Genomic DNA, 22998 nt, shown 5'->3' with positions numbered 1-22998 from the left:
CAACGGGCGTCCGTCAGCCCTGGCCGGACACCTCCGGCTGAGCGGGATGCACCGCGCGCACTTCTGCCGGCAGGTGCCAGAAGATAAGAGCGGACGCCACGGTGATCAGCCCCATGGTCGCGAACGTCGCCTGGAAGGCATCCAGCGTGTGGGCGGCTGTCTCGGTGCCGAAGATGCCGTTGTAACCAGCCAGCACCGCCCCGGCGGCGGCCACGCCCATGCTCATGGCCAGCATCTGCACCATCGACAGCAGGCTGTTGCCGCTGCTGGCCATGCTGCCATCCAGATCCTTCAGCGTGATGGTGTTCATGGCAGTGAACTGAAGCGAATTGACCGCGCCGAAAGCCAGCAGCTGCAGCACGTGCAGCACCATCGGCTGGCCCGGCGCCGTGAGGCCGAAGCTGGCCATGGTGCAGCCCACGAGGGCGGTGTTGACCACCAGCACCCGGCGGTAACCGTGGCGCGTGATCAGCGGCGTGGCGAAGCGCTTCATGGCCATGCCGGCCAGCGCGATCGGCAGCATCATCAGCCCGGCGCGCACCGGCGAATAGCCCATCGACACCTGCAGCAGCAGCGGCACCAGGAAGGGCATGCAACTGCTGCCGAGCCGCGAGAACAGATTGCCGATCAGCCCGATGCTGAGCGTCGGCACATGGAAGAGCGAGGGCGCGAACAACGGCTCGGGCGTGCGCGAGGCGCGCAGCCAGTAAGCGGCGATGCTGGCAAAGCCGAAGATCAGCACGACCATCACGCCGCCCTGGCGCAGTCCCACGCCGTCGAGCGAAAGCGAGATCGCCACCATGCCGAAGGCCAGCAGGGCGTAGCCGACGCTGTCGAAGCGCTTCTGCACCACGCCGCGAAGATCGGGCATGTACTTGAGCGTGGCGATGCAGCCGGCCAGCCCCACGGGCACGTTGATCAGGAAAATCCAGTGCCAGGAGGCGTACTGCACCAGCCACCCGCCCAGCGTGGGGCCCAGCAAGGGCCCTATGAGCCCCGGGATGGCCACGAAACTCATTGCCTGGAGGAACTCCCCGCGCGGCACCGTGCGCAGCAGCGACAGCCGCCCCACGGGCAGCAGCAGCGCCCCGCCGAGCCCCTGCACCACGCGCGCGGCCACCAGCTGCCCCAGGCTGTGCGACAGCGCACACAGCACCGAGCCGAGCGCGAACAGCACGATGGCCGAGAAGAAGATGCGCCGCGTGCCGAAGCGGTCGGCGATCCAGCCCGAGGCCGGGATCAGCATCGCCATGGTCAGCGCATAGGCCACCACCACCGACTGCATGCGCAGCGGGCTCTCGCCGAGGCTGGCCGCCATTGCCGGCAGCGCCGTGTTGATGATGGTGGCGTCGAGCGTCTGCATGAAGAAGCCGACGGCGACGAGCCACAGCAGGCTCTTGCGAACGGGTTGGACGGTGGTTTCAGCCTCTGAAGTCATGGGTACGAGGAAAAAGAAGCAGGAACGAAAAAGCCGCCCGGAGGCGGCTTTTTGGGGAGGGCTTGGTCAGCGGCATCCGGGCATCAGGCCGAGAAGCTCGATCCGCAGCCACAGGTGCTGGTGGCGTTCGGGTTCTTGATCACGAACTGGGCGCCTTGCAGGTCTTCCTTGTAGTCGATCTCGGCGCCGACCAGGTACTGGTAGCTCATGGCGTCGATCAGCAGGGACACACCGTTCTTGGTCATGGTGGTGTCGTCTTCGTTGGTGATCTCGTCGAAGGTGAAGCCGTACTGGAAGCCGGAGCAACCGCCACCTTGCACGAACACGCGCAGTTTCAGGTCGGGGTTGCCTTCTTCGGCGATCAGGTCGGCCACCTTGGCTGCCGCACTGTCGGTGAAGACGATCGGCTCGGGCATCTGGGTCTGGATGTTTTCGGCTACGGCGCTCATGGGGTGATAACTCCTGGGGGGCCGAACAGGCGGCCAATGGAACGAATGCTACTGCAATGCCGCATTTTCGGCAGGCGGACTGTGGCGTGCACCCCTACGCAAGTGGGGTCGGACGGCAATGCGCCAAGGCGTCGCAACGAAAAAGCCGCCCGGAGGCGGCTTTTTGTTCGAAGCGAACAGGATCAGCGCTTGCTGAACTGCTTGCGACGACGGGCGGAGTGCAGACCGACCTTCTTACGCTCGACTTCACGTGCATCGCGCGTCACGAAGCCGGCTTGGCTCAGGACGGGCTTCAGGCTCGCGTCGTAGTCGATCAGGGCACGGGTGATGCCGTGGCGCGTGGCGCCAGCTTGACCCGATTCGCCGCCGCCGTTCACGTTGACCATCACGTCGAAAGCTTCGAGGTTGTTGGTCAGCACGAGGGGTTGCTTCGCGATCATGATCGAGGTTTCGCGGCCGAAGAACGCTTGGATGTCCTTGCCGTTGACCGTGATCTTGCCGGTGCCCTTTTTCAGAAACACACGGGCGACGCTGGATTTGCGACGGCCGGTGCCATTGTTCCATTCACCAATCATTCTCAAGGCTCCTTACAGTTCCAGCACTTTGGGCTGTTGGGCGGTATGCGGGTGCTCAGCGCCACCGTACACCTTGAGTTTCTTGATCATTGCGTAACCGAGCGGGCCCTTGGGCAGCATGCCCTTGACAGCCTTTTCCAGGGCGCGGCCCGGATGCTTGTTCTGCATGTCGCGGAAGTTCGTCGCCGTGATACCGCCCGGGTAGCCCGAGTGACGGTAGTACACCTTGTCGATCGACTTGGCGCCGGTGACGCGCAGTTGCGCGGCGTTGATGATGACGATGAAGTCACCGGTATCGACGTGAGGCGTGTAAATGGCCTTGTGTTTGCCGCGCAAACGGAGAGCAACTTCGCTGGCTACTCGTCCGAGGACCTTGTCGGTCGCGTCAATCACAAACCACTCGTGCGTCACGTCAGCGGGCTTGGCGCTGAACGTTTTGGTCATGAGTTTTTCTCTTGAAAAGAGGGTTTGGCGAGCCCTTTTCCACGGTCGGCGTTCCTCTGACGGGAATCTCTTAGGTGGGATTTGAAACTTCGCCGCGGGGCTGCAAAAACGCTGCGAAGCCCGCGATTATATGAAGAAATGGCGAAATGGCCAATTTCCGGAGTTCGGGCCGGTTCAGCGCTGGATGCGGACCAGTTCCAGGGCCTCGTTGGTTGCACTGGAATTGCCGCGCCGGTGTTCGCTTTCGAACCTGACGATGCGCCCCAGTTCAGGGCTGTAGAGAGCGGAGCCCACGAAACGCGTGCCGACGAGGGAGGGGCTCGTGCCGTAGGAGGGGGCATAGATCCATCCCTCGTAAGCGACGCGCAGCACGTTGAGCTCCACGCCCGCCACCCGGAACGGACGCTCGCCGCCGACCGTTGCATCCAGTTCGTGCCGCAGCCTGTCCCCGCTTGCGGCGATGTAGTCGAGGTGCCAGCGCATGCCGGGCTGCATGTCTTTCCGGACCCAGCCCCCGGGAGGTGACGAGGTATCGAACATGCCGCCAGCCGGTGAAGCGACCGACACCACTTCGCCGCCGATCTTCTCGACGCGCCCTCCCATGTTGAAAGACAGCTCGTCGCCGTTGACCTTGTCCAGGCGATAGATCACCGGCGACCGGTTACCCGTCAGCTTGTCGATCCGCACGTACTCGAGGGCGTCTCCGGGGCGCAGCGGCTCGTTCAACGGCACTTCGACGCCAGGCACCCTTCGGAGCGAAGACCCGGCGGGCTCCCTGGCCCGGGCCTCCAGCATCGCCTTCGCTCGCCCCGGCAATTCCGCCAGGAACTCGACCGGCATCGCGAAATTGAGGCTGCCGCCGTCGCGCGCGGCAAAGGTGGTGATGCCGAGCAGCCGCCCTTCGCTGTCGAACAGGCCGCCGCCGCTCGAGCCGGGCGAGATGGCCGCGGTGGTCTGCAGCAGCCGCGCTTCCGGTTCGCCACCGCCGCCACCACCGCGCAGGCCAGAGAGGATGCCCTCGCTGAGCGTGTTCTCCAGCCCGCGCGGGTTGCCGATGGCGTACACCCGCTGTCCCACGCGCGCGCTGCCCGCAGGCGCCAGCACCACCGGAGGCACCGTGAAATTGGCCACCTTGATCTGGCACAGGTCGCGCACCGGGTCCGGAAACTCCAGCGTCGCCCCGTAGGTGACGTTGTCCTGCTTGATGACGAAGCTGCTCGCCTTGGCCAGCACATGGCAGTTGGTGACGAGGCGCCCGGGCGCGATCACCACCGCGCTGCCCGCGCGCAGGGGCCGCTCCTGCGCGTCGAAGGTGCGAACCGCCCAGACGCTGCCCGACACCTTGCTGAAAAGCACCTCCGGCTCCAGCGCGGCGGCCGCGCCCGCCGCCAGGGCCAGCCCCAGGAACGCGGATGCCGCGCGCAGCGGCAAGGCCTTCACCGGCCCGCTCACGGCTTGGTCGGCAGCAAGCCGCTCAGGTCGTCCATCGAAACCCGTGTTCCGGCCTTGGGCTGGGGCGCAGGCGGCGCCAGGGCCTGGCTCGGCGGCGGGGCCACCGGAGCCGCAGGCGCCACCACCTTGACAGGCGGCGGCTCCGGCGCAGGCACCGGGGGCGCCGGACGTGCCTCCTCGGGTGGCTTCACTGCCACGGCCTTGGGCGCTGCGGGCGGTGCCGCGGCCATCTCCGTCGTGCCGATCCGGATACCGGCCGTCGGCCCCTCGCCCGTCTGGGCGCTGCGGTCGATGCTTCGCACTTCGCCGAAAATCAGCTGGATCCAGCTCGGATAGTTGTAGCCCGCCGCCGTGCCAGCATCGACCGCCGCGCCGATCAAGCCGCCGATCAGGATGTTCCCCGCCATGCCCACGTTGGCGCGCGACACGGCCTGTCCGTTGGCCGGTGCGAAGCCGGGCTGGCTGCATTCGATGTTGAGATTGGCGCCCGAGCGCCTGATCGGCACCGTGTCGCCGGAGCGCATGACCGAGTCGTTGCGGTCGTTGGTGACCAGGCATTTCGCGCCGTCGACCACCTTGCCCGTCGACGTCATGGTCTCGATTTTCACGTTCTGCGTGGTGCCGTGCGTCACCGACGCGCAGCCCGTCAGAATAGACAGAACACCCGTGCAGACGCACAGGCCCCAAAATCGCCATCCAGCTCCTCGCATCTGCGACGCCCTCTTTTTTGTAAATCGATGTTTCGGCGCGAGAGTCTAGCGTCGTCCATCCACTTTTTTCAGGCCCATTCCCATGTTCAGTTACCGCCACGCCTTCCATGCCGGCAACCACGCCGACGTGCTCAAGCACACGGTGCTGATTGCCACGCTCGACCACCTGCTCGAAAAAGACGCAGCTCTCACAGTCGTCGACACCCACGCCGGCGCCGGCCTCTACCGCCTAGACGGCGACTACGCCGGCACCAGCGGCGAAGCAGCCGAAGGCATCCTGCGCCTTCTTTCCGGCAAGAAAGAGTCCGCCGCGCCCACCACCGCAGCAGCACCCGCCCCCGCGGCGAAGTCCGCCGCAAAGAAGGCGGCACCCGACGCCGAAGCCCCGCTGGCAGATGCCATCGCCCGCTACCTCGGCGTGATCAACGACTTCAACCCCAAGGGCGGCGCGCGCGTCTACCCGGGCTCGCCTTTCATCATCCAGCACCTGCTGCGCGACCACGACAAGCTCAAGCTGTTCGAACTGCACCCCACCGACTCCCGAACGCTGAGCGCCAACATCGCGCAGCTCGAAGCCGGCCGCCAGATCGCGGTGCTGCTCGAAGACGGTTTCGGCAGCGCCACCAAGTTCCTGCCGCCGCCCTCGCGCCGCGCGCTGGTGCTGATGGACCCGAGCTATGAAATGAAGACCGACTACGGCCGCGTGCTCGACTTCGCGGCCGAGGCGCTCAAGCGCTTTGCCACGGGCACCTACGCGATCTGGTATCCGATCATTCCACGCCCCGAGGCGCACGACCTGCCGCGCCGCCTCAAGACGATGGCGACCAAGGCCGGAAAGTCGTGGCTGCACGCCACGCTGACGGTCAAGTCGAGCAAGATCACGAAAGACGCCGCATCGGGCGAAACGCAGCGCCCGGGCCTGCCGGCCAGCGGCATGTTCCTGATCAATCCGCCCTACACGCTGAAGCCGCTGCTCGCGGAAGCGCTGCCGCAACTGGCGCAACGCCTGGGGCAGGACCGCAACGCCACCTTCTCGCTCGAATCGGGCGGCTAGCCCTTTCCCGTTACTTGCGACGGCGCTGAGGCACGATCACCTTGCGCCGTGCCGGTACCTGCACCTTGGCACGCTGCTGCGGCTCGGCCGACGCCACGGGTGCCTGCGCGTCGCCCGGCTCCACCGGCAAGCCGCCGCAGCGCATGCCGTCGTGGTCCACCACGGTCAGCGCCACCTGCTTGATGCCCAGGCCGGTCAGGCCGATGCGGTCGGCCGCGGCGCGGCTCAGGTCGATCACGCGGCCCATCGCATAGGGGCCGCGATCGTTGATGCGCACCAGCACCTCGCTGCCGTTGACGAGGCTGCGCACGCACACGCGCGTGTTGAAGGGCAGTGTCTTGTGGGCGGCCGTCATGGCGGTCATGTCGAAGCGTTCGCCGCTGGCCGTCTTGCGCTGGTGGAACTGGATGCCGTACCAGGAGGCGCCACCGCGCTCGAAGATGTCTCGCGGGCCGTCGTCGCCGGGCACGCCGTCATCCGGTGTCAGTTCGCCCGTGCCGGACACGGCCAGGTCATAGCGCACCGAGGGCACGCTCGAACGCGCCGCGGCACCGGGCGGCACCGCCAGCGCCTGCGGCAGGGGTTTCAGGCTGCCGCCGCCTTCGGCATCGGTGGCGGGCGGCATGGCGCAGCCCACGAGGGCGCAGGTCGCGGCCACGAGGGCCGCGTGCAGCGCCCCTCGCAGCGACGCTGCCGTCGCTCCGGCCGCGCGCCCTCTCAATCGAGGCGCTCCAGCAGAGCCAGCGTCGCGGTCGACTGGTTCATCGTGTAGAAGTGCATCGCCGGCGCGCCGCCCTCGGCCAGTCGCGCGCACAGGTCCGTGACCACGTCGAGGCCGAACGATTTGATCGACGCCGTGTCGTCGCCGAAGCCCTGCAGGCGCAGGCGGATCCAGCGCGGGATCTCGGCGCCGCAGGCATCCGAGAAGCGCATGAGCTGCGTCGAGCTGGTGATCGGCATGATGCCCGGCACGATGGGCGTGTCGAGCCCCAGCCTGCGCGCGTCGTCGACGAAGCGGAAGTACGCATCGGGGCTGAAGAAGTACTGCGTGATCGCCGAATCGGCGCCCGCCTTCACCTTGGCGGCGAAGGCCTGCAGGTCGGCTTCGGGCGAGCGGGCCTGCGGATGGATCTCGGGGTAGCAGGCCACCTCGATGTGGAAGTCGCGGCCGGTCTCCTCGCGGATGAAGGCGACCAGGTCGCTCGCATACTGGAACTCGCCGCCGATGCCGTAGCCGCTCGGCAGGTCGCCGCGCAGCGCCACCAGGCGCTTGACGCCCATGGCCTTGAGCTCGGCGAGCTGCTCGCGCACCGTGGCGCGCGTGGCGCCGATGCACGAGAAGTGGCTCGCCGCGTCCACGCCCTCGGACAGGATCTCCTGCACCGCACCGAAGGTGCCCTGGTGCGTGGAACCGCCCGCGCCGTAGGTGACCGAGCAGAACTGCGGCTTGCGCGCATACAGCTGCTGGCGCACGGCGCGCAGCTTGACCGCGCCTTCGGGCGTCTTGGTCGGGAAGAATTCGAAACTCAGCGGAAGGCGCACCTGCGTCTCCTTAGGAGCCGTTCGCGTGAACAGCGCGCACGGCGTGAATGAAAAACTCGCGGTTGCCGTCGCCGCCGGCGATCGGGCTGTCGAACCACTGCAGCACGCGCAGGCCGAGGGCCTCGCAGGCGTCGCGCAGGCGCTTCTCGACCACCGCATACATGGCTTCGTCGCGCACGATGCCGCCCTTGCCGACCTGGCCCGGCTGCAGTTCGAACTGCGGCTTGACCAGCATCAGCAGGCGGCCGTCGTCCGCCAGGAACTCGACCACCGCCGGCAGCACCAGCGTGAGCGAGATGAACGACAGGTCGCCCACGATCAGGTCGAAGCGCGACTCGCCTTCTTCCCCGAGGTCGTCGGGCGACAGCGCGCGCGCATTGACACCCTCGATGGGCACCACGCGCTCGTCCTCGCGCAGCTTCGCATGCAGCTGCCCGTGGCCGACGTCGACACCCACCACTTTCGTGGCGCCGCGCTGCAGCAGGCAGTCCGTGAAGCCGCCGGTCGACTGGCCCACGTCGAGGCACAGCTTGCCGGCCGGATCGACACCGCTCGCGGCCAGCGCGCCTTCGAGCTTGAGGCCGCCGCGCGACACATAGCGCGCCTCGGCCGCGTCGACCAGCTCGAGCTCGGCCGACTCGGGCACTTCGTCCTTGTTCTTGGCGACGTTGCGCCACGCGTCGCTCGTGCCCGCGTCGCGCCAGCGCATGCCGCCGGCGATGAGCCGCACGGCCTGCGAACGCGACGCGGCCAGGCCGCGCTCCACCAACAGTTGATCGGCGCGCATGCGCTGTCGATCAGTAGCGGTACGTGTCCGGCTTGTACGGACCGTTCTTGCTCACGCCGATGTAGGCGGCCTGCGCGTCGGTCAGCTCGGTGAGCATGGCGCCGACCTTCTTCAGGTGCAGGCGCGCGACCTTCTCGTCGAGGTGCTTGGGCAGCACGTAGACCTTGCCGGCCTCGTAGGCGTCGGGCTTGGTGAACAGCTCGATCTGGGCGATGGTCTGGTTCGCGAACGACGACGACATCACGAAGCTCGGGTGGCCCGTGCCGCAGCCCAGGTTCACGAGGCGGCCCTTGGCCAGCAGGATGATCTTCTTGCCGTCCGGGAAGGTGATGTGGTCGACCTGCGGCTTGATTTCTTCCCACTCGTACTTCTCGATCGAAGCGACGTCGATCTCGTTGTCGAAGTGGCCGATGTTGCAGACGATGGCCTGGTCCTTCATCTTGACCATGGTGTCGTGCGTGATCACGTCCTTGTTACCCGTGGTCGTCACGAAGATGTCGGCCTTGTCGGCTGCGTACTCCATCGTCACGACCTTGTAGCCTTCCATCGCGGCCTGCAGGGCGTTGATCGGGTCGATCTCGGTGACCCACACTTGCGCCGACAGCGCGCGCAGCGCCTGTGCCGAGCCCTTGCCCACGTCGCCGTAGCCGGCCACGCAAGCCACCTTGCCGGCGATCATCACGTCGGTCGCGCGCTTGATGCCGTCCACCAGGGACTCGCGGCAGCCGTACAGGTTGTCGAACTTGCTCTTGGTGACCGAGTCGTTCACGTTGATGGCGCGGAACAGCAGCGTGCCCTTGGCCGACATTTCGTTCAGGCGGTGCACGCCGGTGGTCGTTTCCTCGGTCACGCCGATGATTTCGGCGGACTTGCGGGTGTACCAGGTCGAATCGACGGCCAGCTTGGCCTTGATGGCTGCATACAGGATGCGCTCTTCTTCGCTGGTCGGGTTGGCCAGCACGCTCTGGTCCTTCTCGGCACGCTGGCCCAGGTGCATCAGCAGCGTGGCGTCGCCGCCGTCGTCCAGGATCATGTTCGGGCCTTCGCCCTTCGAGCCCTTGGGGCCGAAGTCGAAGATGGCGTGGGTGTAGTCCCAGTAGTCCTTCAGCGACTCGCCCTTGATGGCGAACACCGGCGTGCCCTTTTCGGCGATGGCGGCGGCGGCGTGGTCCTGCGTCGAGAAGATGTTGCACGAGGCCCAGCGCACTTCGGCGCCCAGGGCCTGCAGCGTCTCGATCAGCACGGCCGTCTGGATGGTCATGTGCAGCGAGCCCGTGATGCGCGCGCCCTTCAGCGGCTGCGCCTTCGAGAACTCTTCGCGGATGGCCATCAGGCCGGGCATTTCGGTTTCCGCGATGCGGATTTCCTTGCGGCCCCAGGCAGCGAGGGACAGGTCGGCGATCGCCTGGTCGGCGGTCGAAACGGGGGTGGGCTTGAGAACAGCGCTCATGAGAACTCCAACAAAACTGGTTTGAAAGATGCCACTGCGTTCGGGGAAAAGGACTCACCGCGAGAACAGCGGGTGAGCGTGGTTGCGATGTGGATCCGAGCCTCACGCCTGGCGGCGCTGCAACGCTCCTCGGGACGGGGCATTGTAGACGGGGCGAGCGGCCGCGCCAACCTCGGGGATTTGCACCAATTTCGACCATCTTCTGCCGTCTTCGGCTGACATTTGCCAGCCTCAACGTTAAAGCCCCCTCTTTTTACGATTTGCTCAGGTTCGGTTCAGTAGCCAGCCGGCTCGCTGCCGGGCCCATCAGACAAAGAAGAGGGCTCAACATGAGGATGACGAGATATCTCGCGGGTTGTGGACTGGCCGCCTTGCTGGCGGCCTGCGGGGGCGGAGGCAGCAGTGGTGGCGGCGCGGGCGGCGGCCTGCCGCTGGCGGGCCTGGATGCCGGGCAGCAGGCGCAGGCCCCGGCGGCAGCGCCCGAGTCCGCGCCGGCGGCCAGGGCAAGCAAGGCCGCACTGGCCGGCGCCGACGCGCGCAGCGGCACCTACCGCGTCTATGCATCCAACGGCACCCAGCAGCAGCTGGCGCTCGACTTCGACGCCGGCAGCTACACGATGACGGACAACCTCGGCGCGGCCGAGTCCGGCACCTTCGCCGAAGACTTCACCGAGCCCGGCACCTACGTCTTCGCCAGCAGCCGCATCACCACGGCCGCCAACACGGCGCGCTTTCGCGTGGCGGCGGACGTGGTCGTCGGCGCGTTCCCGTTCCAGACGGCGTACTCGAGCCCCGCGGCCTACGCCGCGCAGCCTTTCGTGGCGGCGCGCGACTTCGTCAACACCGCGGCGCTGCTGGACGGCACCTACAACCGCTTCAGCGTGACGCGCAGCCCCGGCGGCGCGCAGGACTCGACGTTGCTGGCCATGCGCCTCTCGGGCAGCGGCACGGTGCTGGAGATGTGCAACGACGCGATCATCTACAAGATCGATCTCTGCCCGGCAGCCTCGAAGCGCACCTATGCGGTAGCGGCCGGCGCCGACGACACCTGGGTCGGCACCAACGTCACCAACAGCAGCGACGTCGCCAACTTCCGCATGGCGCGAATCGGCGGCCAGAACGTCTATCTCGCCGGGGGCGTCAACCTGGCGCCGGCCATGCAGTTCATGCGCATCGCCCTGCCCGAGTCCTCCAGCTGGCCCACCACCCGCGGTGTCGGCGCGTCGACCACGGGCAGCTGGGGCAGCAACCTGATCGACACCGCGAACTCGGTGCGCACGTCCACCGGCACGGACGGCACCTACGGCAGCCTGACGATGCCGGTGGGCGGCACGTTTGCGCAGCAGCCCGAAGGCATCCGGCTCGTCAACGGCAGCGGCACGAGCAAGTACTTCGCCATGCAGAACGGCCTGCTCTCGGTGCTCGTCGGCGCGCGCAACCCGAACACGCAGGGCTACCTGCAGCTCAACCTGATCGACACCGGCGCGGCGCCCGATGCGCGCAACGGCCGCTACAAGGTCTACGCCACCAACGGCACGCGGCAGACGCTGGCGCTGAACCTCGACAGCAAGCGCTACGAGATGACCGACGAAACCGGCACCGTCGCCTCGGGCAGCTTCGCCGAAGACACGGCCGAGGCCGGCAGCTTCGTGTTCGACAGCAGCCGCATCACGAGCCCGGTGAACACGGCGCGCTTCCGGCTGGCCGCGGACACGGTGGTCGGATCGTTCCCGTTCGCGGTTGCGCAGGTCACGCCGGCGAGCTACGGCGTGCGGCCCTTCGTGGCATCGCGCGCGCTGGTGAAGACGCAGGCAGCGCTCGACGGCGTCTACAACCGGCTGGGCATCAACCTGACGGCGACCACCGGCGATTCGTCGATCACGCAGATCCAGGTTGCCAACAGCGGCACCACGCTCTACCTGTGCAACAACGCCACGATCTACCGCATCGACACCTGCCCCTCGGCAACGCTGCTGACCTACACGGTGTCGCCCGGCGCCACCGTCGACACCTGGAACATCGTGAACGTGGCGAATCCGTCGGACCACGGCAGCTTCGCGATCGCAAGGGTGGGCAACGAGAACATCTACCTCTCCGCCGGCATCGTGCCCTCGACGCCCACCACGTCGGTGTTCCGCATCGGCCTGCCCGAACGCGCGGCCTGGCCCACGGTCACCGCGCGCGGCGGCGCCGCCAACGGCGGCTGGGGCAGCACGGCCGTCGACGCATCGAGCTATGCGCGCACCCGTGTGCTTCCCGACGGCACGGCGGGCACGCTGAACGCCACGCTGGGCTCCATGGGCGTCGCCGGCCCGATCAACATGCGCGCGGCGGGGTTCCCCAACTCGACCTTCCATTTCTCGAGCCAGAGCAGCAAGCTGTTCGCGATGGTCGGCGCGCGCAGCCCGGCCACCGGCGGCGCGCTTGAAATCGGCCTGATCGACTGACGCGCCAGCGCGTCGCCCGTCCCGGGGCCGCATGCCGCAACACCGGCATGCGGCCCTTGCTCATTCAGGCCTAAGTCGGCCGCCAGCAGATTCCGGCGCCGCGGCGTACATTGCCCCGACTCCCACTCCGCCGAAAGCACCCATGCCGATCTTCCTGTCCCACAACCGCCGGGCGCTGCTCGCCGCCGCGATCCTCAGCCTGGGCTTCGCCGCGCTGCCGACCGGCGCATCCGCCCAGACCTCCGACCCCGTGCGCATCCGCGGCACCATCGTCCGCGTCGACGCGAAGACGCTCGTCGTGCAGGACCGCGGCGGCGAAGTCGTCTCGCTCGCGCGGCCGGCGGACATGCCGGTGTCGGAGGTCTATCGCATCAAGCTGTCCGACATCAAGCGCGGCAGCTTCGTCGGCACGGCCGCCATGCCGCAGGCCGACGGCACGCAGAAGGCGATCGAAGTGGTGGTGTTTCCCGAGGCCGCGCGCGGCACCGGCGAAGGCCACCGCCCCTGGGACCTGCTGCCAGAGAGCACCATGACCAACGCCACCGTCGCCGACCTGGCCGCGGCGCCGAAGTCCGTGCGCGGCGGCCAGCAGATGCGGCTGACCTACAAGGGCGGCGAAAAGACCGTCATCGTGCCGCCCAACGTGCCGGTGGTCACGTTCCGGCCCGGCACCGAGGCGCTGCTGGTGCCCGGCGCCAAGGTGATGGTGAACGCGCAGGAAAAGAACGGCACGCCCACGGCGCTGCGCGTGACCGCGGGCCGAAACGGCTTCGCGCCGCCGATGTAAGCCATCCAAGGGAAATCCCGCAGGCATTTTTTTCGCGGCGGCATGCCGGTGCGGCGTATCGTGGCGATGGACTTTTGCCGTCCGGCCGGTCCTCGCCATCCATCCGTTCACCGTCACAGGAGATTCCGCACCATGGCCACAGCCAAGAAAGCCGCCGCCAAGAAGACCACCGCCAGCAGTAGCAGCAGCGACAGCACCGCCAGCGCGAAGAAGGCGGCACCGACTGCCGCGGACATGCTCAATCCGCTGAAGGGCATGGCCGACCGGCTGCAGAACCTCAACCTGACCGGTGGCGCCGGCAAGCTGCTGGAAAGCGGCCGCAAGGACCTGGCGGCGCTGATGCAGGCAAACGAGAAGTCCTACCAGGGCCTGCAGACCGTGGTGCAGCGGCAGACCGAGATGATCAAGCACGCCATCACCGAATGGCAGACCGCCGCCAAGGAAATGCCGGGCAAGGATCCGAAGGAAAACCTCGCCAGGCTCGACGAGCTCGGGCGCCAGTCGTTCCAGCGCGCCATCGACGACATCAAGGAGCTGGCCAACCTCGCCGCCAAGTCGCAGGCCGACGCCTTCGACTTGGTGCGCCAGCGCATCCAGTCCAACGTGGATGAAGTCACGAAGATGCTGCAGCGCAAGTAAGTAGCAAGCCCGGCCGGCTCATGACCACCGTATCGCCACCCGTCGAGCGGCGCACGCCCGCCAACGGCGTCGAAATCGCCTGGAACAGCTTCGGCGACCCCGGCGCGCCGCCGCTGCTGCTGGTCATGGGCCTCGGCGCCCAGATGGTCGCGTGGGACGACGCCTTCTGCGCCCGCCTTGCCGAGGCCGGCGGGCACCGCGTGATCCGCTTCGACAACCGCGACATCGGCCATTCGACGCACCTGTCGTACCTGGGCGTGCCCGACATCCAGTCGCTGATGGTGCAGGCCATGGCCGGCCAGCCGCTGCAGGTGCCCTACACGCTGCGCGACATGGCGGACGACTGCATCGCCCTGCTCGACGCGCTGCGCATCGAGCGGGCGCACATCGTCGGCGCCTCGATGGGCGGCGCCATCGGGCAGGAGCTGGCCATTCACTATCCGCGGCGGATGCGCTCGCTCACCAGCATCATGTCGACCACCGGCAACCCGGCGCTGCCGCCGCCCACGGCGGAAGCGATGGCGGTGCTGTTCTCGCCCGCGCCGACCACCTTCGACGCCTACATGGCGCACCACGCGAAGGTGTGGCGCGTGCTGCGCGGGCCGTCGTCCTTTCCACTCGACGAGGCGCGCGACGCGGAACGCGCCCAGCTGGTCTTCCTGCGCGGGCTCAACCCGCCCGGCGTGGCGCGCCAGCTCGCGGCCATCCTCGCGTCGGGCAACCGCAAGCCCGCGCTGCGCGACGTGCGCATGCCGACGCTGGTGATCCACGGCGACGCCGACCCGCTGGTGCCGGTGGCCTGCGGGGTCGACGTGGCCGACGCGATTGCGGGCGCTTCCCTGCTGCGCATACCGCGCATGGGCCATGCGCTGCCGATGGAAATGTGGCCGCAGATCATCGACGCCATCGCGGCGCACACGGCCCGCCACCAGAACGACTGACGATCCACTCGACCAAGGGAGCGCACAAATGACCAGGTTCTCCCCGCTCGACCCGATGGCCATGTGGCGCGAACTCACGGCCCAGTGGGAGAAAAGCACCAACGAGTTCGCCAACGAGACCATGGCCTCGGACCCGTTCCGCCAGGGCATGCACGGCGGCATGAACGCCTCGCTCACGGCGCAGAAGGCGCTGGGCGACCTGATGGCGCGCTACCTCACCATGCTGAACCTGCCGACGCGCGCCGACATCCAGGCGCTGGGCGATCAGCTGCAGCGCATCGACGACCACCTGGCGCGCATCGCCCGCGCGACCGAAGGCGCGCAGGGCCCGATCCCGCCGCCCCGGGCCGACGCGACGCCCCGGCCGCGCCGCACAAGGCAACCACCGGCCGCCACGCCCACGCCCCCGAAGAAGGCCGCTGCCCGAAAGCGCGCCCCATGATGCCCACCACCGAGACGCTCGCCCTGCCCGACATCGGCGCCGAAATAGAGCGCGCGATCCAGCGCAACATCAAGGGACTCGAGTTCCTCGCCTCGGCCGCACCTGCCGTCGGCCAGACGCCGAAGGACGAGATCCACCGGCGCGGCACGCTGAGCCTGTACCACTACCGCCCGCTGGTCGACGAGATCTACCGCGTGCCGGTGCTCATGGTCATGGCCACCACCAACCGCGCCTACATCTTCGACCTGGCGCCGGGCCAGAGCATGGTCGAGTACCTGCTGCTGAAGGGCTACGACGTCTACGTGATGGACTGGAACGCGCCGCGCCCGGACGAGAAGCGCCTGCGCATCGAGGACTACGTGCTCGACTTCATTCCCGATTCGGTGCGCCGCGTGCAGGAAGACTCGGGCGAGGAAGACGTCACCATCGCCGGCTACTGCATGGGCGGCGTGCTTTCCACGCTCTACGCGGCACTGCACCCCGACGGTCCTATGAAGAACCTCGCGCTCTTCACCACGCCCGTCGACTTCAGCCGCATGAAGCTGTTCCATGCATGGTCGGACCGCCGCTTCTTCGACGTCGACCGGCTGATCGACGCCGTGGGCAACGTGCCGCCCGAGATGCTGTTCGCCTCCTTCGACATGCTGCGCCCCGCGGGCCGCGGCGCGGGCGTGGTGCAGCTGTGGGACAACATGGACAACGACGAGTTCGTCAAGTCGTACCGCATGTTCGACCGCTGGGGCGCCGAGATGCTGCCGCTGGCCGGCGAATACTTCCGCCAGACCGTGAAAGAGCTCATGTGGGACAACAAGCTCCACAAGGGCGAACTGGTGCTCGGCGGCCGCAAGGTGCGGCTGGAGAACATCAAGGTGCCGGTGCTGCATGCGCTCGCGCAGCACGACCACATCGTGCCGTACGAGGCGGGGCAGCCGCTCATTGCCGGCATCAGCTCGGCCGACAAGGAAGAAGTGGTGCTCAAGGGCGGCCACGTCAGCCTTGCCGCCGGCCCCAACGCGGTGCGCAGGCTTTGGCCCAAACTCGACGACTGGCTGGGAGTGCGATCGACATGACCATCACCGCCGTTTCCGATTCTTTTTCGCGGACCTATCCGCGCACGGTGACGAGCAGCGAAGGCAACATCGTCCTGCGCCTGATGACCGCGGACGACGCGCCCGCCGTGCTGGCCTTCGCACACGCCCTGCCCGCGCACGACCTGCTCTTTTTGCCGCGCGACATCACCCAGCCCAAGGTGATGAACGCCTGGGTCCGTGCCATCGAGCGCGGCGACATCGACAGCGTGCTCGCCGTGCGCGACGCCGCGGTGCTCGGCTGTGCAGCGGTGATCCGCGATCCGCACTCGTGGTCCAGCCACGTGGCCGAGCTGCGCGTGCTGGCCGCGCCCGAGCAGCGCGGCAGCGGCCTGGGCCAGCGGCTCGCGCGGGAGGCCTGCGCGCTGGCCATCGAGCGCGGAGCGGAAAAACTCGTCGCCCGCATGACCGTCGACCAGCGCAGCGCCATCGCCGTCTTCCAGGCCCTGGGCTTTCGCCCCGAGGCGCTGCTGAGCAAGCACGTGAAGGACTGGCAGGGCGTGACGCATGACCTCGTGGTGCTGAGCCACGACGTGGCGCGGTTCGAGGCGCAGATGCGGGCGTATGGGATGAACGAAGCGCTCGGAGCCTGAGAGAAGCAGGCGTCCGCGGGGGTGCTTCGCCGGGGCCAGACGGGGCGCAAACCGCCGCCCTTCTAAAATCGCGGCATTCCCCTGCCCGATTGCCCATCTTGTCTTTTGTTGCCGAAACCCGCCGCCGTCGCACCTTCGCGATCATTTCCCACCCTGACGCCGGCAAGACCACGCTGACCGAAAAGCTGCTGCTTTTCTCGGGCGCGATCCAGATCGCCGGCTCGGTGAAGGCGCGCAAGGCCTCGCGCCATGCCACCTCCGACTGGATGGAAATCGAAAAGCAGCGCGGCATCTCGGTGGCCTCGTCGGTCATGCAGATGCTGTACCGCGACCACGTCATCAACCTGCTCGACACGCCCGGCCACAAGGACTTCTCGGAAGACACCTACCGCGTGCTCACCGCCGTCGACTCGGCGCTGATGGTGATCGACGCGGCCAACGGCGTGGAAGCGCAGACGCGGCGGCTGATCGAGGTCTGCCGCCAGCGCGACACGCCCATCATCACCTTCGTCAACAAGATGGACCGTGAAGTGCGCGAGCCGCTGGACATCCTGGACGAGGTGGAGCGCGAACTCGGCATGCCCTGCGTGCCCATGACCTGGCCCGTGGGCCAGGGCAAGACTTTCCGCGGGATCATGAACCTGCGCACGCAGGCCATGACGGTGTTCGAGTCGGGCAGCGAGCGGCTGCCGCAAGACTTCGAGACCATTCCGCTGAGCGAGCGCGACACGCTCGCCAAGCGCTTCGGCGCCGACTTCGAGACCGCCATGGAAAGCATGGAACTGGCCACCGGCGCATCGCCCACCTGGGACCGCGAGGCCTTCCTGGCCGGCAAGCAGACGCCCGTGTTCTTCGGCTCCGGCGTGAACAACTTCGGCGTGATGGAAGTGCTCGACGCGCTGGTCGACCTGGCGCCTTCGCCGCAGTCGCGCACCAGCACCACCATGGTCAACCGCCAGCCGGTGGTGAAAGAGATCCAGCCCGAGGACAAGGACTTCGCGGGCGTGGTCTTCAAGGTGCAGGCCAACATGGATGCCAACCACCGCGACCGCATCGCCTTCGTGCGCATGGCCTCTGGCAAGTACACGCCCGGCATGAAGCTCAAGGTGCAGCGCACCGCCAAGGAACTGCGCCCCACCAGCGTCGTGACCTTCATGAGCCAGCGCCGCGAGGCGGTCGAAGAGGCCTACGCGGGCGACATCGTGGGCTTCACCACCCACGGCGGCGTGCAGCTGGGAGACACCATCACCGACGGCGCGAGCCTGCAGTTCACCGGCCTGCCCTTCTTCGCGCCCGAGCTGTTCATGACCGTGATCCTGAAGAACCCGCTGCGTACCAAGCAGCTCCAGCAGGGCCTGGCCCAGCTCGGCGAAGAGGGCGCCATCCAGGTGTTCCGCCCAGAGATCGGCGGCCCGATGCTGCTGGGCGCCGTCGGCCAGCTGCAGTTCGAAGTGGTGCAGCATCGCCTGAAGGCCGAGTACGACGCCGACGTGCGGCTCGAAGGCTGCCAGTACACCGGCGCGCGCTGGATCACCGCCGACACCCCGGCCGAGCTGCGCGAGTTCGTCAACGCCTATCCGCAGCGCATGGCCAAGGACGCGGCGGACACGCTGGCTTTCTTGTGCACGTCGCCGTACGACGTGCGGCTGGCGCAGGAGCGCTTTCCGAAGATCCACTTCCATCCGCTGCGCGAGCATGCGGGGTTGGCGCTGCAGAGCGCGGGCTAGCAAATGCAGGGCACATTCTTGCTGCGTCTCTGTCTGGCGGCGACACTAGCTTTGCCAACTGCGTGGGCGCAAGACCCTGCCGGCGACAGCGAGAAGCCCCGGCAGCTCGCCGCGCAAATTGCAGCTATCGAGGCCAATGCAAAACTGGTCCAGGATCGGATCGGCGCAACTTCTGGCGTTGACTTCGACTTCACGCCGGAATCCGTGAAATGGCTCGATGGATTCATTGAGAGAACGCGTACCGGCGTAACGAATCCTGCAGGGCTCACGCAGGTCTTAGGCTCTTACCTCGGAGAGGCGATCCGCAGAAAGTACAACTGCACCTGGATGCAGGGTGGATCGCTCCAATGCGATACCGGATTCTTCGTGCATCCTTTTGGCAAGGTAGCCAAGCAGCTGGCCAACGGCAGCGAGGACTCCATCTACTCGTTTTACGAAGTTATTCCCGTGCTACTTGCAAAGCATCGGGACGAGAACGCCGCTACCAAGAAGCAGTGAGCTGAGCGCCCCGCCCTTCCTGACGGATCAGCTCCCGGTCGACGCATAGTGGCGCAACCCGAAGCGCCACACGCCGAAAGCCGCCGCGAGGAACACAAAGCCCGCGAGCGGTGACACGAGCCCCATCCACGCGGGCGCCCCGAGCGGATCGGGCTTGCCCAGGATCGCCAGCGCCGGGTAGTACGCCACGCAGGCCAGCGGCACGATGAATGTCAGCACGCGCCGGAACCACTGCGCATACAGCGCCAGCGGGTACTGCGCCGCCTGCACGCCGCCGTAGGTCAGCACGTTGGCGATCTCCAGGCTTTCGACGGTCCAGAACGACAGCGTGCCCTGCAGCACCAGGATGCCGAGGAACAGCGCCGCGCCTCCGGCCAGTGCGAACAGCGCGATGCCCACGGCGGACGGCGTCCACGAGATGTTGGCCTGCACCGTCGCGAACACCAGCACCAGAATGCCTTGCAGCAGGCGGCCCGCGCGGCTGATGCGGAAGTCGTGCCCCATCAGTTGCAATGCCACTGGGCGCGGGCGGAGCAGCAAACGATCGAAGGCGCCAGTGCGCAGGAACTCGGTGCCGAGCGTGTCGAAGCCGCGCCCCAGCGCGTCGGCCACGGCGAACATGCAGTTCACGAGCCCGTAGAACAGCGCAACTTCGCCGAGATGCCAGCCCTGCACTTCACCGAAGCGATGGAACAGTGCCCAGACGGCGATGACCTCGATGCCTGTGCCGAGGAACTGTCCCGTGGTCAGCATCAGCGCGGAGGCTGGATAGCGTGCCTGGCCGCTGAGGGAGGCTGCGATGAGCCTTATGAGGAGGCGGAGCGATCCCATTTGTTCAGTGGCTCCGAATTGCTTTGCGTGTGTTCTGGGTGCGTGCGCAGGCCACCGGGTAGCTCCCTCCGCGAATGTCCCCCGCCCTTCGGGCTCCTCCTTTATTTCGCTGCGGGAGCCACCCGGCGCCCTGCGCACAATGGACGCTGCCGTCGTGCTCGCCGATCAACCAGTGCTCTGAACGATCGCGCCGGCTGGGTGCTCTGCGCAGCGAAATAAAGGAGGAGGCCGCAGGCCGGGGGACATTCGCGGAGCAGAGTACCCAGGCGGCGTGATCGCGCCACGAAAGCATCGAACACACAGCCAAGAACTCAACCACCCTGCACCTCCAGCCGCCGCATCGTCCGCTGCATCGCCATGCGGCCGAACACGACCAGCACCACGATCCAGAACGACTGCAGCCCCAACCCAGCCATGGCCTGCCAGCCGCTCATCAACCCGAAATAGATCCGCGCGGGAATGTCGACCACACCCGCGAACGGCTGCAGCAGCAGCGCCGTCTGCCATGCGTCCGGCAACAGCACCAGCGGCAGCAGGTTTCCAGAGAACACGATGACCACAGGCCCCGCCAGCGCGTTGATGCCACGCTCGTTGAGCGCCGCGGTCGCCGCGATGTTGAGCAGCATGACCATCGACGTGGACAGCAGCAGCGCCAGCACCGCGGACGCGAGAAATGCGACAGCCGCCGAAAAGCTCGCCGGCGGCTGCCAGGCCCAATCGCCCAGTCCGACCAGCGGCAGCGCGATGCCCGCGAAGGCCGCCATCAACGCCACGCGCGGCAACACGCGCGCCGCGATCCAGCCCGCGCTGCGCGCGAACCACAGCGCATAGGCATCGACCGGCCTCAGGCGGTCATAGGCCACCGCGCCGGTGCGCACGGCCTGGGCCACCTCAGGGTCGCCGAGCCACGGCACCAGCACCAGCAAGCCCTGCGAGAGCCAGCTGTAGGTGATCGCCTGCGTCAACGACATCGGCGTACCCACCATCGACGAGCCGCTGTAGAAGGCGGCCAGCACCATCACCTTGATGCCGCCCCACCAGCACTGCGTGCCGAAACCCGCGAGCGCGGCCGTGCGGTACTGCAGCATCTGCAGGAAGCGCGAAGCGAATGCCGCGACATAGGGGCGCGCGAGTTCGCGCAGGGCCGTCGTCACGCTTCGGCCGCTCCGTGCATCGCGTAGAAGCGTGCGATGACGGCCTCGATGGCCAGGCCTTCGAGGCGGATGTCTTCCACCGCATGCCCGGCCGCGATGCGGGCGATCAGCGCGGGCGCCGTCGTCACCGCCGGGTCGAAGTCCAGCACCAGCGTCTGGCCGTCGCGCGAATGCACCCTGGCGCCTTCCACCTGTGCGGGCAGCGCCGCGTCCTGCGCAAAGTCGACCACCAGCCGGCGCTCGGCCATCACCTGCGCGCGCAGCGCCTCGACCGGGCTGTCGGCCAGCACGCGGCCGTGGCCGATGATGATCACGCGCTGCGCCAGCGCCTCGATGTCATGCATGTCGTGCGTGGTCAGCAGCACGGTGGTGCCGCGCTCCTTGTTGGCGCGGCGCACGAAGTCGCGCACCGCCAGCTTCGACGGCGCGTCGAGGCCGATGGTCGGCTCGTCGAGGAACAGGATGTCGGGCTCGTGCAGCAGCGCCGCCGCGATCTCCGCGCGCATGCGCTGGCCCAGCGACAGCTGCCGCACCGGCTGGTCGAGCACGCGTTCCAGGTGCAGCAGCGCGACCAGCTCGTCGCGCGTGCGGCGGTAGCGCACGGGGTCCACGCGGTAGATGTCGCGCAGCAGGTCGAAGCCGTCTCCCACCGGCAGGTCCCACCACAGCTGCGTGCGCTGGCCGAAGACCACGCCGATGCGTCCCACGTGCCGCTCGCGGTCGGCGAAGGGGTCGCGCCCGTCGATCTCCACGCGCCCGCCGTCTGCCCGCAGGATGCCCGCGAGGATCTTGATGGTGGTCGACTTGCCCGCGCCGTTGGGCCCGATGAAGCCCAGCAGCTCGCCGCGCTCGAGCGAGAACGACACGCCCGACAGCGCCTCCACCGTGCGATGGCGGCGGTGCACGAGCCCGCGCAGCGCGCCCATCACGCCGGGGTCGCGCTCGGAGATGCGGTAGGTCTTGAGGAGGTTGTCGACGAGGATGTGAGGCATGAAGGGCGCCGCGCCGGGCCCGATGCGCGGCGGGGGCGGGATGCTACACGAAAAGCGCCGCTACGATCACGCCTCCCCTCATCCTCATCAGCCCTCTCTTGCACGCCATGTCCGCGCCGTCTTCCCTGCCCGCTTCGCCGAACCACCTGCTGCCGCTGACCCGTTGGGAGGCATCGGCGCGCGGCGCGCTGGTGGGCGTCTTCACGGACATCGACGACACGCTGACCAGCGAGGGCGCGATCACGCCGGACGCCCTGCAGGCGCTGGCCGACCTCAAGGCCGCGGGCCTCTCGGTGGTTGCCATCACGGGCCGGCCGGTGGGCTGGAGCCTGCCTTTCGTCAATGCCTGGCCGGTGGATGCCATCGTGGCCGAGAACGGCGCGGTGGCGCTGCTGCCGGCCGACGGCGGCGAGGTCGAGAAGCGCTACCAGCAGGATGCAGCCACGCGCGCCGCCAACTTCGCGCGCATGCAGGCCGTGCTGGCGCGCATCGAGCGCGAGATCCCGGGCGCCGCGCGCGCCACCGACTCGCCGGGCCGCGAGACCGACATCGCCATCGACCACAGCGAGTTCGTCCAGCTCGACGACGCCACCGTCGCGCGGGTGGTGGCGCTGATGCGCGGCGAAGGCATGCACGCCACGGTGAGCAGCATCCACATCAACGGCTGGTACGGCGACAACGACAAGCTCGAAGGCGCGCGCTGGATCGTGCGCGAGCTGTGGAGCCGCACGCTCGACGACGAAATGAACCGCTGGGCCTACGTGGGCGATTCCACCAACGACCAGTTGATGTTCCACACCTTCGCGCACAGCATCGGCGTGGCGAATGTGGCGCGCTTCGTGCCGCAGCTGGCGCACCTGCCGCGCTACGTGACGCAGGGGGAGCGCGGCACGGGGTTTGCCGAAGCGGCACGCGCCGTGCTGGCCGCGCGCCACGCATAGCCACCCGCGCAAGGGCT

At 67.8% G+C, this 22998-nt stretch carries 24 protein-coding genes and 1 riboswitch; of the genes, 11 read left to right on the top strand and 13 right to left on the bottom strand.

What is annotated here, in order from left to right:
- Positions 1-13: 13 nt before the first annotated feature.
- The 6 genes from mdtD to ACWV14_RS04940 form a co-directional block, all read right to left on the bottom strand.
- A complete protein-coding gene (gene mdtD / locus ACWV14_RS04965) occupies positions 14-1438 on the bottom strand; it encodes a multidrug transporter subunit MdtD (protein WP_454906279.1) in 1425 nt (474 codons plus the stop codon).
- Positions 1439-1521: 83 nt separating this feature from the next.
- The gene (gene erpA / locus ACWV14_RS04960; protein WP_007827949.1) at positions 1522-1887 is read right to left on the bottom strand and encodes an iron-sulfur cluster insertion protein ErpA; all 366 of its coding nucleotides are present in this window, start codon (positions 1885-1887) and stop codon (positions 1522-1524) included.
- A 182-nt stretch (positions 1888-2069) separates the two neighbouring features.
- Entirely contained in the window at positions 2070-2462 is a 393-nt protein-coding gene (gene rpsI / locus ACWV14_RS04955; protein ID WP_081269689.1) for a 30S ribosomal protein S9, read from the bottom strand.
- A gap of 12 nt (positions 2463-2474) precedes the next feature.
- A complete protein-coding gene (gene rplM, locus ACWV14_RS04950) occupies positions 2475-2906 on the bottom strand; it encodes a 50S ribosomal protein L13 (protein WP_007827946.1) in 432 nt (143 codons plus the stop codon).
- Positions 2907-3080: 174 nt separating this feature from the next.
- Positions 3081-4358: a S1C family serine protease gene (locus ACWV14_RS04945; protein WP_454906282.1), complete on the bottom strand. Its 1278-nt coding sequence runs from the start codon at positions 4356-4358 to the stop codon at positions 3081-3083.
- Complete coding sequence (locus ACWV14_RS04940; RefSeq protein ID WP_454912686.1) at positions 4355-4966, bottom strand: hypothetical protein; 612 nt, start codon at positions 4964-4966, stop codon at positions 4355-4357. The genes ACWV14_RS04945 and ACWV14_RS04940 overlap by 4 nt, the downstream gene beginning before the upstream one ends.
- Before the next feature lie 184 nt (positions 4967-5150).
- Here ACWV14_RS04940 and ACWV14_RS04935 point away from each other — a divergent pair, with 184 nt between their 5' ends.
- Positions 5151-6122, top strand: coding sequence for a 23S rRNA (adenine(2030)-N(6))-methyltransferase RlmJ (locus ACWV14_RS04935; RefSeq protein ID WP_454906286.1), 972 nt, complete (start codon positions 5151-5153; stop codon positions 6120-6122).
- Between the two features lie 10 nt (positions 6123-6132).
- On the opposite strand, the gene ACWV14_RS04930 is transcribed toward ACWV14_RS04935, so the two are convergent.
- The 4 genes from ACWV14_RS04930 to ahcY all read right to left on the bottom strand — a co-directional run bounded on the left by ACWV14_RS04930 (position 6133) and on the right by ahcY (position 9901).
- Positions 6133-6747, bottom strand: coding sequence for a septal ring lytic transglycosylase RlpA family protein (locus tag ACWV14_RS04930; RefSeq protein WP_454907823.1), 615 nt, complete (start codon positions 6745-6747; stop codon positions 6133-6135).
- Between the two features lie 92 nt (positions 6748-6839).
- On the bottom strand, positions 6840-7664 hold the full coding sequence (metF, locus tag ACWV14_RS04925; protein ID WP_422084892.1) for a methylenetetrahydrofolate reductase [NAD(P)H]: 825 nt from the start codon (positions 7662-7664) through the stop codon (positions 6840-6842).
- A gap of 10 nt (positions 7665-7674) precedes the next feature.
- Positions 7675-8451: a TlyA family RNA methyltransferase gene (locus tag ACWV14_RS04920; protein WP_454906289.1), complete on the bottom strand. Its 777-nt coding sequence runs from the start codon at positions 8449-8451 to the stop codon at positions 7675-7677.
- Positions 8452-8461: 10 nt separating this feature from the next.
- A complete protein-coding gene (ahcY, locus tag ACWV14_RS04915) occupies positions 8462-9901 on the bottom strand; it encodes an adenosylhomocysteinase (RefSeq protein ID WP_454906291.1) in 1440 nt (479 codons plus the stop codon).
- Positions 9902-9968: 67 nt separating this feature from the next.
- Positions 9969-10038: riboswitch (S-adenosyl-L-homocysteine riboswitch) on the bottom strand.
- A 192-nt stretch (positions 10039-10230) separates the two neighbouring features.
- On the opposite strand from ahcY, the gene ACWV14_RS04910 reads away from it, so the two are divergent.
- The 9 genes from ACWV14_RS04910 (at position 10231) to ACWV14_RS04870 (ending at position 19063) form a co-directional block, all read left to right on the top strand.
- Positions 10231-12348 carry a hypothetical protein gene (locus ACWV14_RS04910; protein ID WP_454906293.1) on the top strand — a complete coding sequence of 706 codons (2118 nt, stop codon included), beginning with the start codon at positions 10231-10233 and terminating at the stop codon, positions 12346-12348.
- Positions 12349-12490: 142 nt separating this feature from the next.
- Positions 12491-13135, top strand: a complete 645-nt coding sequence (locus tag ACWV14_RS04905; protein WP_454906295.1) for a hypothetical protein — start codon at positions 12491-12493, stop codon at positions 13133-13135.
- A gap of 132 nt (positions 13136-13267) precedes the next feature.
- The gene (gene phaP, locus ACWV14_RS04900; protein ID WP_422084887.1) at positions 13268-13774 is read left to right on the top strand and encodes a TIGR01841 family phasin; all 507 of its coding nucleotides are present in this window, start codon (positions 13268-13270) and stop codon (positions 13772-13774) included.
- A gap of 20 nt (positions 13775-13794) precedes the next feature.
- Positions 13795-14715 carry an alpha/beta fold hydrolase gene (locus ACWV14_RS04895; protein ID WP_454906297.1) on the top strand — a complete coding sequence of 307 codons (921 nt, stop codon included), beginning with the start codon at positions 13795-13797 and terminating at the stop codon, positions 14713-14715.
- Between the two features lie 28 nt (positions 14716-14743).
- Positions 14744-15157 (top strand): hypothetical protein, encoded by a 414-nt coding sequence (locus ACWV14_RS04890; RefSeq protein ID WP_454906299.1) that lies wholly within the window; start codon positions 14744-14746, stop codon positions 15155-15157.
- Complete coding sequence (locus tag ACWV14_RS04885) at positions 15154-16227, top strand: alpha/beta fold hydrolase (RefSeq protein WP_454906301.1); 1074 nt, start codon at positions 15154-15156, stop codon at positions 16225-16227. The genes ACWV14_RS04890 and ACWV14_RS04885 overlap by 4 nt, the downstream gene beginning before the upstream one ends.
- Entirely contained in the window at positions 16224-16838 is a 615-nt protein-coding gene (locus ACWV14_RS04880; protein ID WP_454906303.1) for an N-acetyltransferase family protein, read from the top strand. The genes ACWV14_RS04885 and ACWV14_RS04880 overlap by 4 nt, the downstream gene beginning before the upstream one ends.
- Before the next feature lie 98 nt (positions 16839-16936).
- The gene (locus ACWV14_RS04875; RefSeq protein ID WP_081269679.1) at positions 16937-18565 is read left to right on the top strand and encodes a peptide chain release factor 3; all 1629 of its coding nucleotides are present in this window, start codon (positions 16937-16939) and stop codon (positions 18563-18565) included.
- A 3-nt stretch (positions 18566-18568) separates the two neighbouring features.
- A complete protein-coding gene (locus ACWV14_RS04870; protein ID WP_454906305.1) occupies positions 18569-19063 on the top strand; it encodes a hypothetical protein in 495 nt (164 codons plus the stop codon).
- A gap of 27 nt (positions 19064-19090) precedes the next feature.
- Here ACWV14_RS04870 and ACWV14_RS04865 read toward each other — a convergent pair whose 3' ends face one another.
- From ACWV14_RS04865 to ACWV14_RS04855, 3 genes are all read right to left on the bottom strand, one after another.
- Positions 19091-19894, bottom strand: a complete 804-nt coding sequence (locus ACWV14_RS04865) for an ABC transporter permease (RefSeq protein WP_454906307.1) — start codon at positions 19892-19894, stop codon at positions 19091-19093.
- Positions 19895-20205: 311 nt separating this feature from the next.
- Positions 20206-20982: an ABC transporter permease gene (locus ACWV14_RS04860; protein WP_454907824.1), complete on the bottom strand. Its 777-nt coding sequence runs from the start codon at positions 20980-20982 to the stop codon at positions 20206-20208.
- Positions 20983-21044: 62 nt separating this feature from the next.
- Positions 21045-22040 (bottom strand): ABC transporter ATP-binding protein, encoded by a 996-nt coding sequence (locus tag ACWV14_RS04855; protein ID WP_454906309.1) that lies wholly within the window; start codon positions 22038-22040, stop codon positions 21045-21047.
- A 107-nt stretch (positions 22041-22147) separates the two neighbouring features.
- On the opposite strand from ACWV14_RS04855, the gene ACWV14_RS04850 reads away from it, so the two are divergent.
- Positions 22148-22981 carry an HAD-IIB family hydrolase gene (locus ACWV14_RS04850; protein WP_454906311.1) on the top strand — a complete coding sequence of 278 codons (834 nt, stop codon included), beginning with the start codon at positions 22148-22150 and terminating at the stop codon, positions 22979-22981.
- Positions 22982-22998 lie beyond the last annotated feature (17 nt).

The organism is Variovorax durovernensis (genome assembly GCF_977011995.1).
Note: the sequence above shows the minus strand (reverse complement) of the source record. Positions and strands in the feature narration are given on the sequence as shown.

What these genes read in the sequence shown, in the direction of transcription:
- ahcY (WP_454906291.1), bottom strand. Translation starts at nt 9,901, where the DNA reads ATGAGCGCTGTTCTCAAGCCCACCCCCGTTTCGACCGCCGACCAGGCG.
- ACWV14_RS04880 (WP_454906303.1), top strand. Translation starts at nt 16,224, where the DNA reads ATGACCATCACCGCCGTTTCCGATTCTTTTTCGCGGACCTATCCGCGC.
- ACWV14_RS04860 (WP_454907824.1), bottom strand. Translation starts at nt 20,982, where the DNA reads ATGCTGCAGTACCGCACGGCCGCGCTCGCGGGTTTCGGCACGCAGTGC.
- ACWV14_RS04935 (WP_454906286.1), top strand. Translation starts at nt 5,151, where the DNA reads ATGTTCAGTTACCGCCACGCCTTCCATGCCGGCAACCACGCCGACGTG.
- ACWV14_RS04890 (WP_454906299.1), top strand. Translation starts at nt 14,744, where the DNA reads ATGACCAGGTTCTCCCCGCTCGACCCGATGGCCATGTGGCGCGAACTC.
- rpsI (WP_081269689.1), bottom strand. Translation starts at nt 2,462, where the DNA reads ATGATTGGTGAATGGAACAATGGCACCGGCCGTCGCAAATCCAGCGTC.
- rplM (WP_007827946.1), bottom strand. Translation starts at nt 2,906, where the DNA reads ATGACCAAAACGTTCAGCGCCAAGCCCGCTGACGTGACGCACGAGTGG.
- ACWV14_RS04920 (WP_454906289.1), bottom strand. Translation starts at nt 8,451, where the DNA reads ATGCGCGCCGATCAACTGTTGGTGGAGCGCGGCCTGGCCGCGTCGCGT.
- erpA (WP_007827949.1), bottom strand. Translation starts at nt 1,887, where the DNA reads ATGAGCGCCGTAGCCGAAAACATCCAGACCCAGATGCCCGAGCCGATC.
- ACWV14_RS04910 (WP_454906293.1), top strand. Translation starts at nt 10,231, where the DNA reads ATGAGGATGACGAGATATCTCGCGGGTTGTGGACTGGCCGCCTTGCTG.
- ACWV14_RS04855 (WP_454906309.1), bottom strand. Translation starts at nt 22,040, where the DNA reads ATGCCTCACATCCTCGTCGACAACCTCCTCAAGACCTACCGCATCTCC.
- ACWV14_RS04885 (WP_454906301.1), top strand. Translation starts at nt 15,154, where the DNA reads ATGATGCCCACCACCGAGACGCTCGCCCTGCCCGACATCGGCGCCGAA.
- ACWV14_RS04870 (WP_454906305.1), top strand. Translation starts at nt 18,569, where the DNA reads ATGCAGGGCACATTCTTGCTGCGTCTCTGTCTGGCGGCGACACTAGCT.
- ACWV14_RS04905 (WP_454906295.1), top strand. Translation starts at nt 12,491, where the DNA reads ATGCCGATCTTCCTGTCCCACAACCGCCGGGCGCTGCTCGCCGCCGCG.
- mdtD (WP_454906279.1), bottom strand. Translation starts at nt 1,438, where the DNA reads ATGACTTCAGAGGCTGAAACCACCGTCCAACCCGTTCGCAAGAGCCTG.
- phaP (WP_422084887.1), top strand. Translation starts at nt 13,268, where the DNA reads ATGGCCACAGCCAAGAAAGCCGCCGCCAAGAAGACCACCGCCAGCAGT.
- ACWV14_RS04895 (WP_454906297.1), top strand. Translation starts at nt 13,795, where the DNA reads ATGACCACCGTATCGCCACCCGTCGAGCGGCGCACGCCCGCCAACGGC.
- ACWV14_RS04865 (WP_454906307.1), bottom strand. Translation starts at nt 19,894, where the DNA reads ATGGGATCGCTCCGCCTCCTCATAAGGCTCATCGCAGCCTCCCTCAGC.
- ACWV14_RS04850 (WP_454906311.1), top strand. Translation starts at nt 22,148, where the DNA reads ATGTCCGCGCCGTCTTCCCTGCCCGCTTCGCCGAACCACCTGCTGCCG.
- ACWV14_RS04930 (WP_454907823.1), bottom strand. Translation starts at nt 6,747, where the DNA reads ATGCCGCCCGCCACCGATGCCGAAGGCGGCGGCAGCCTGAAACCCCTG.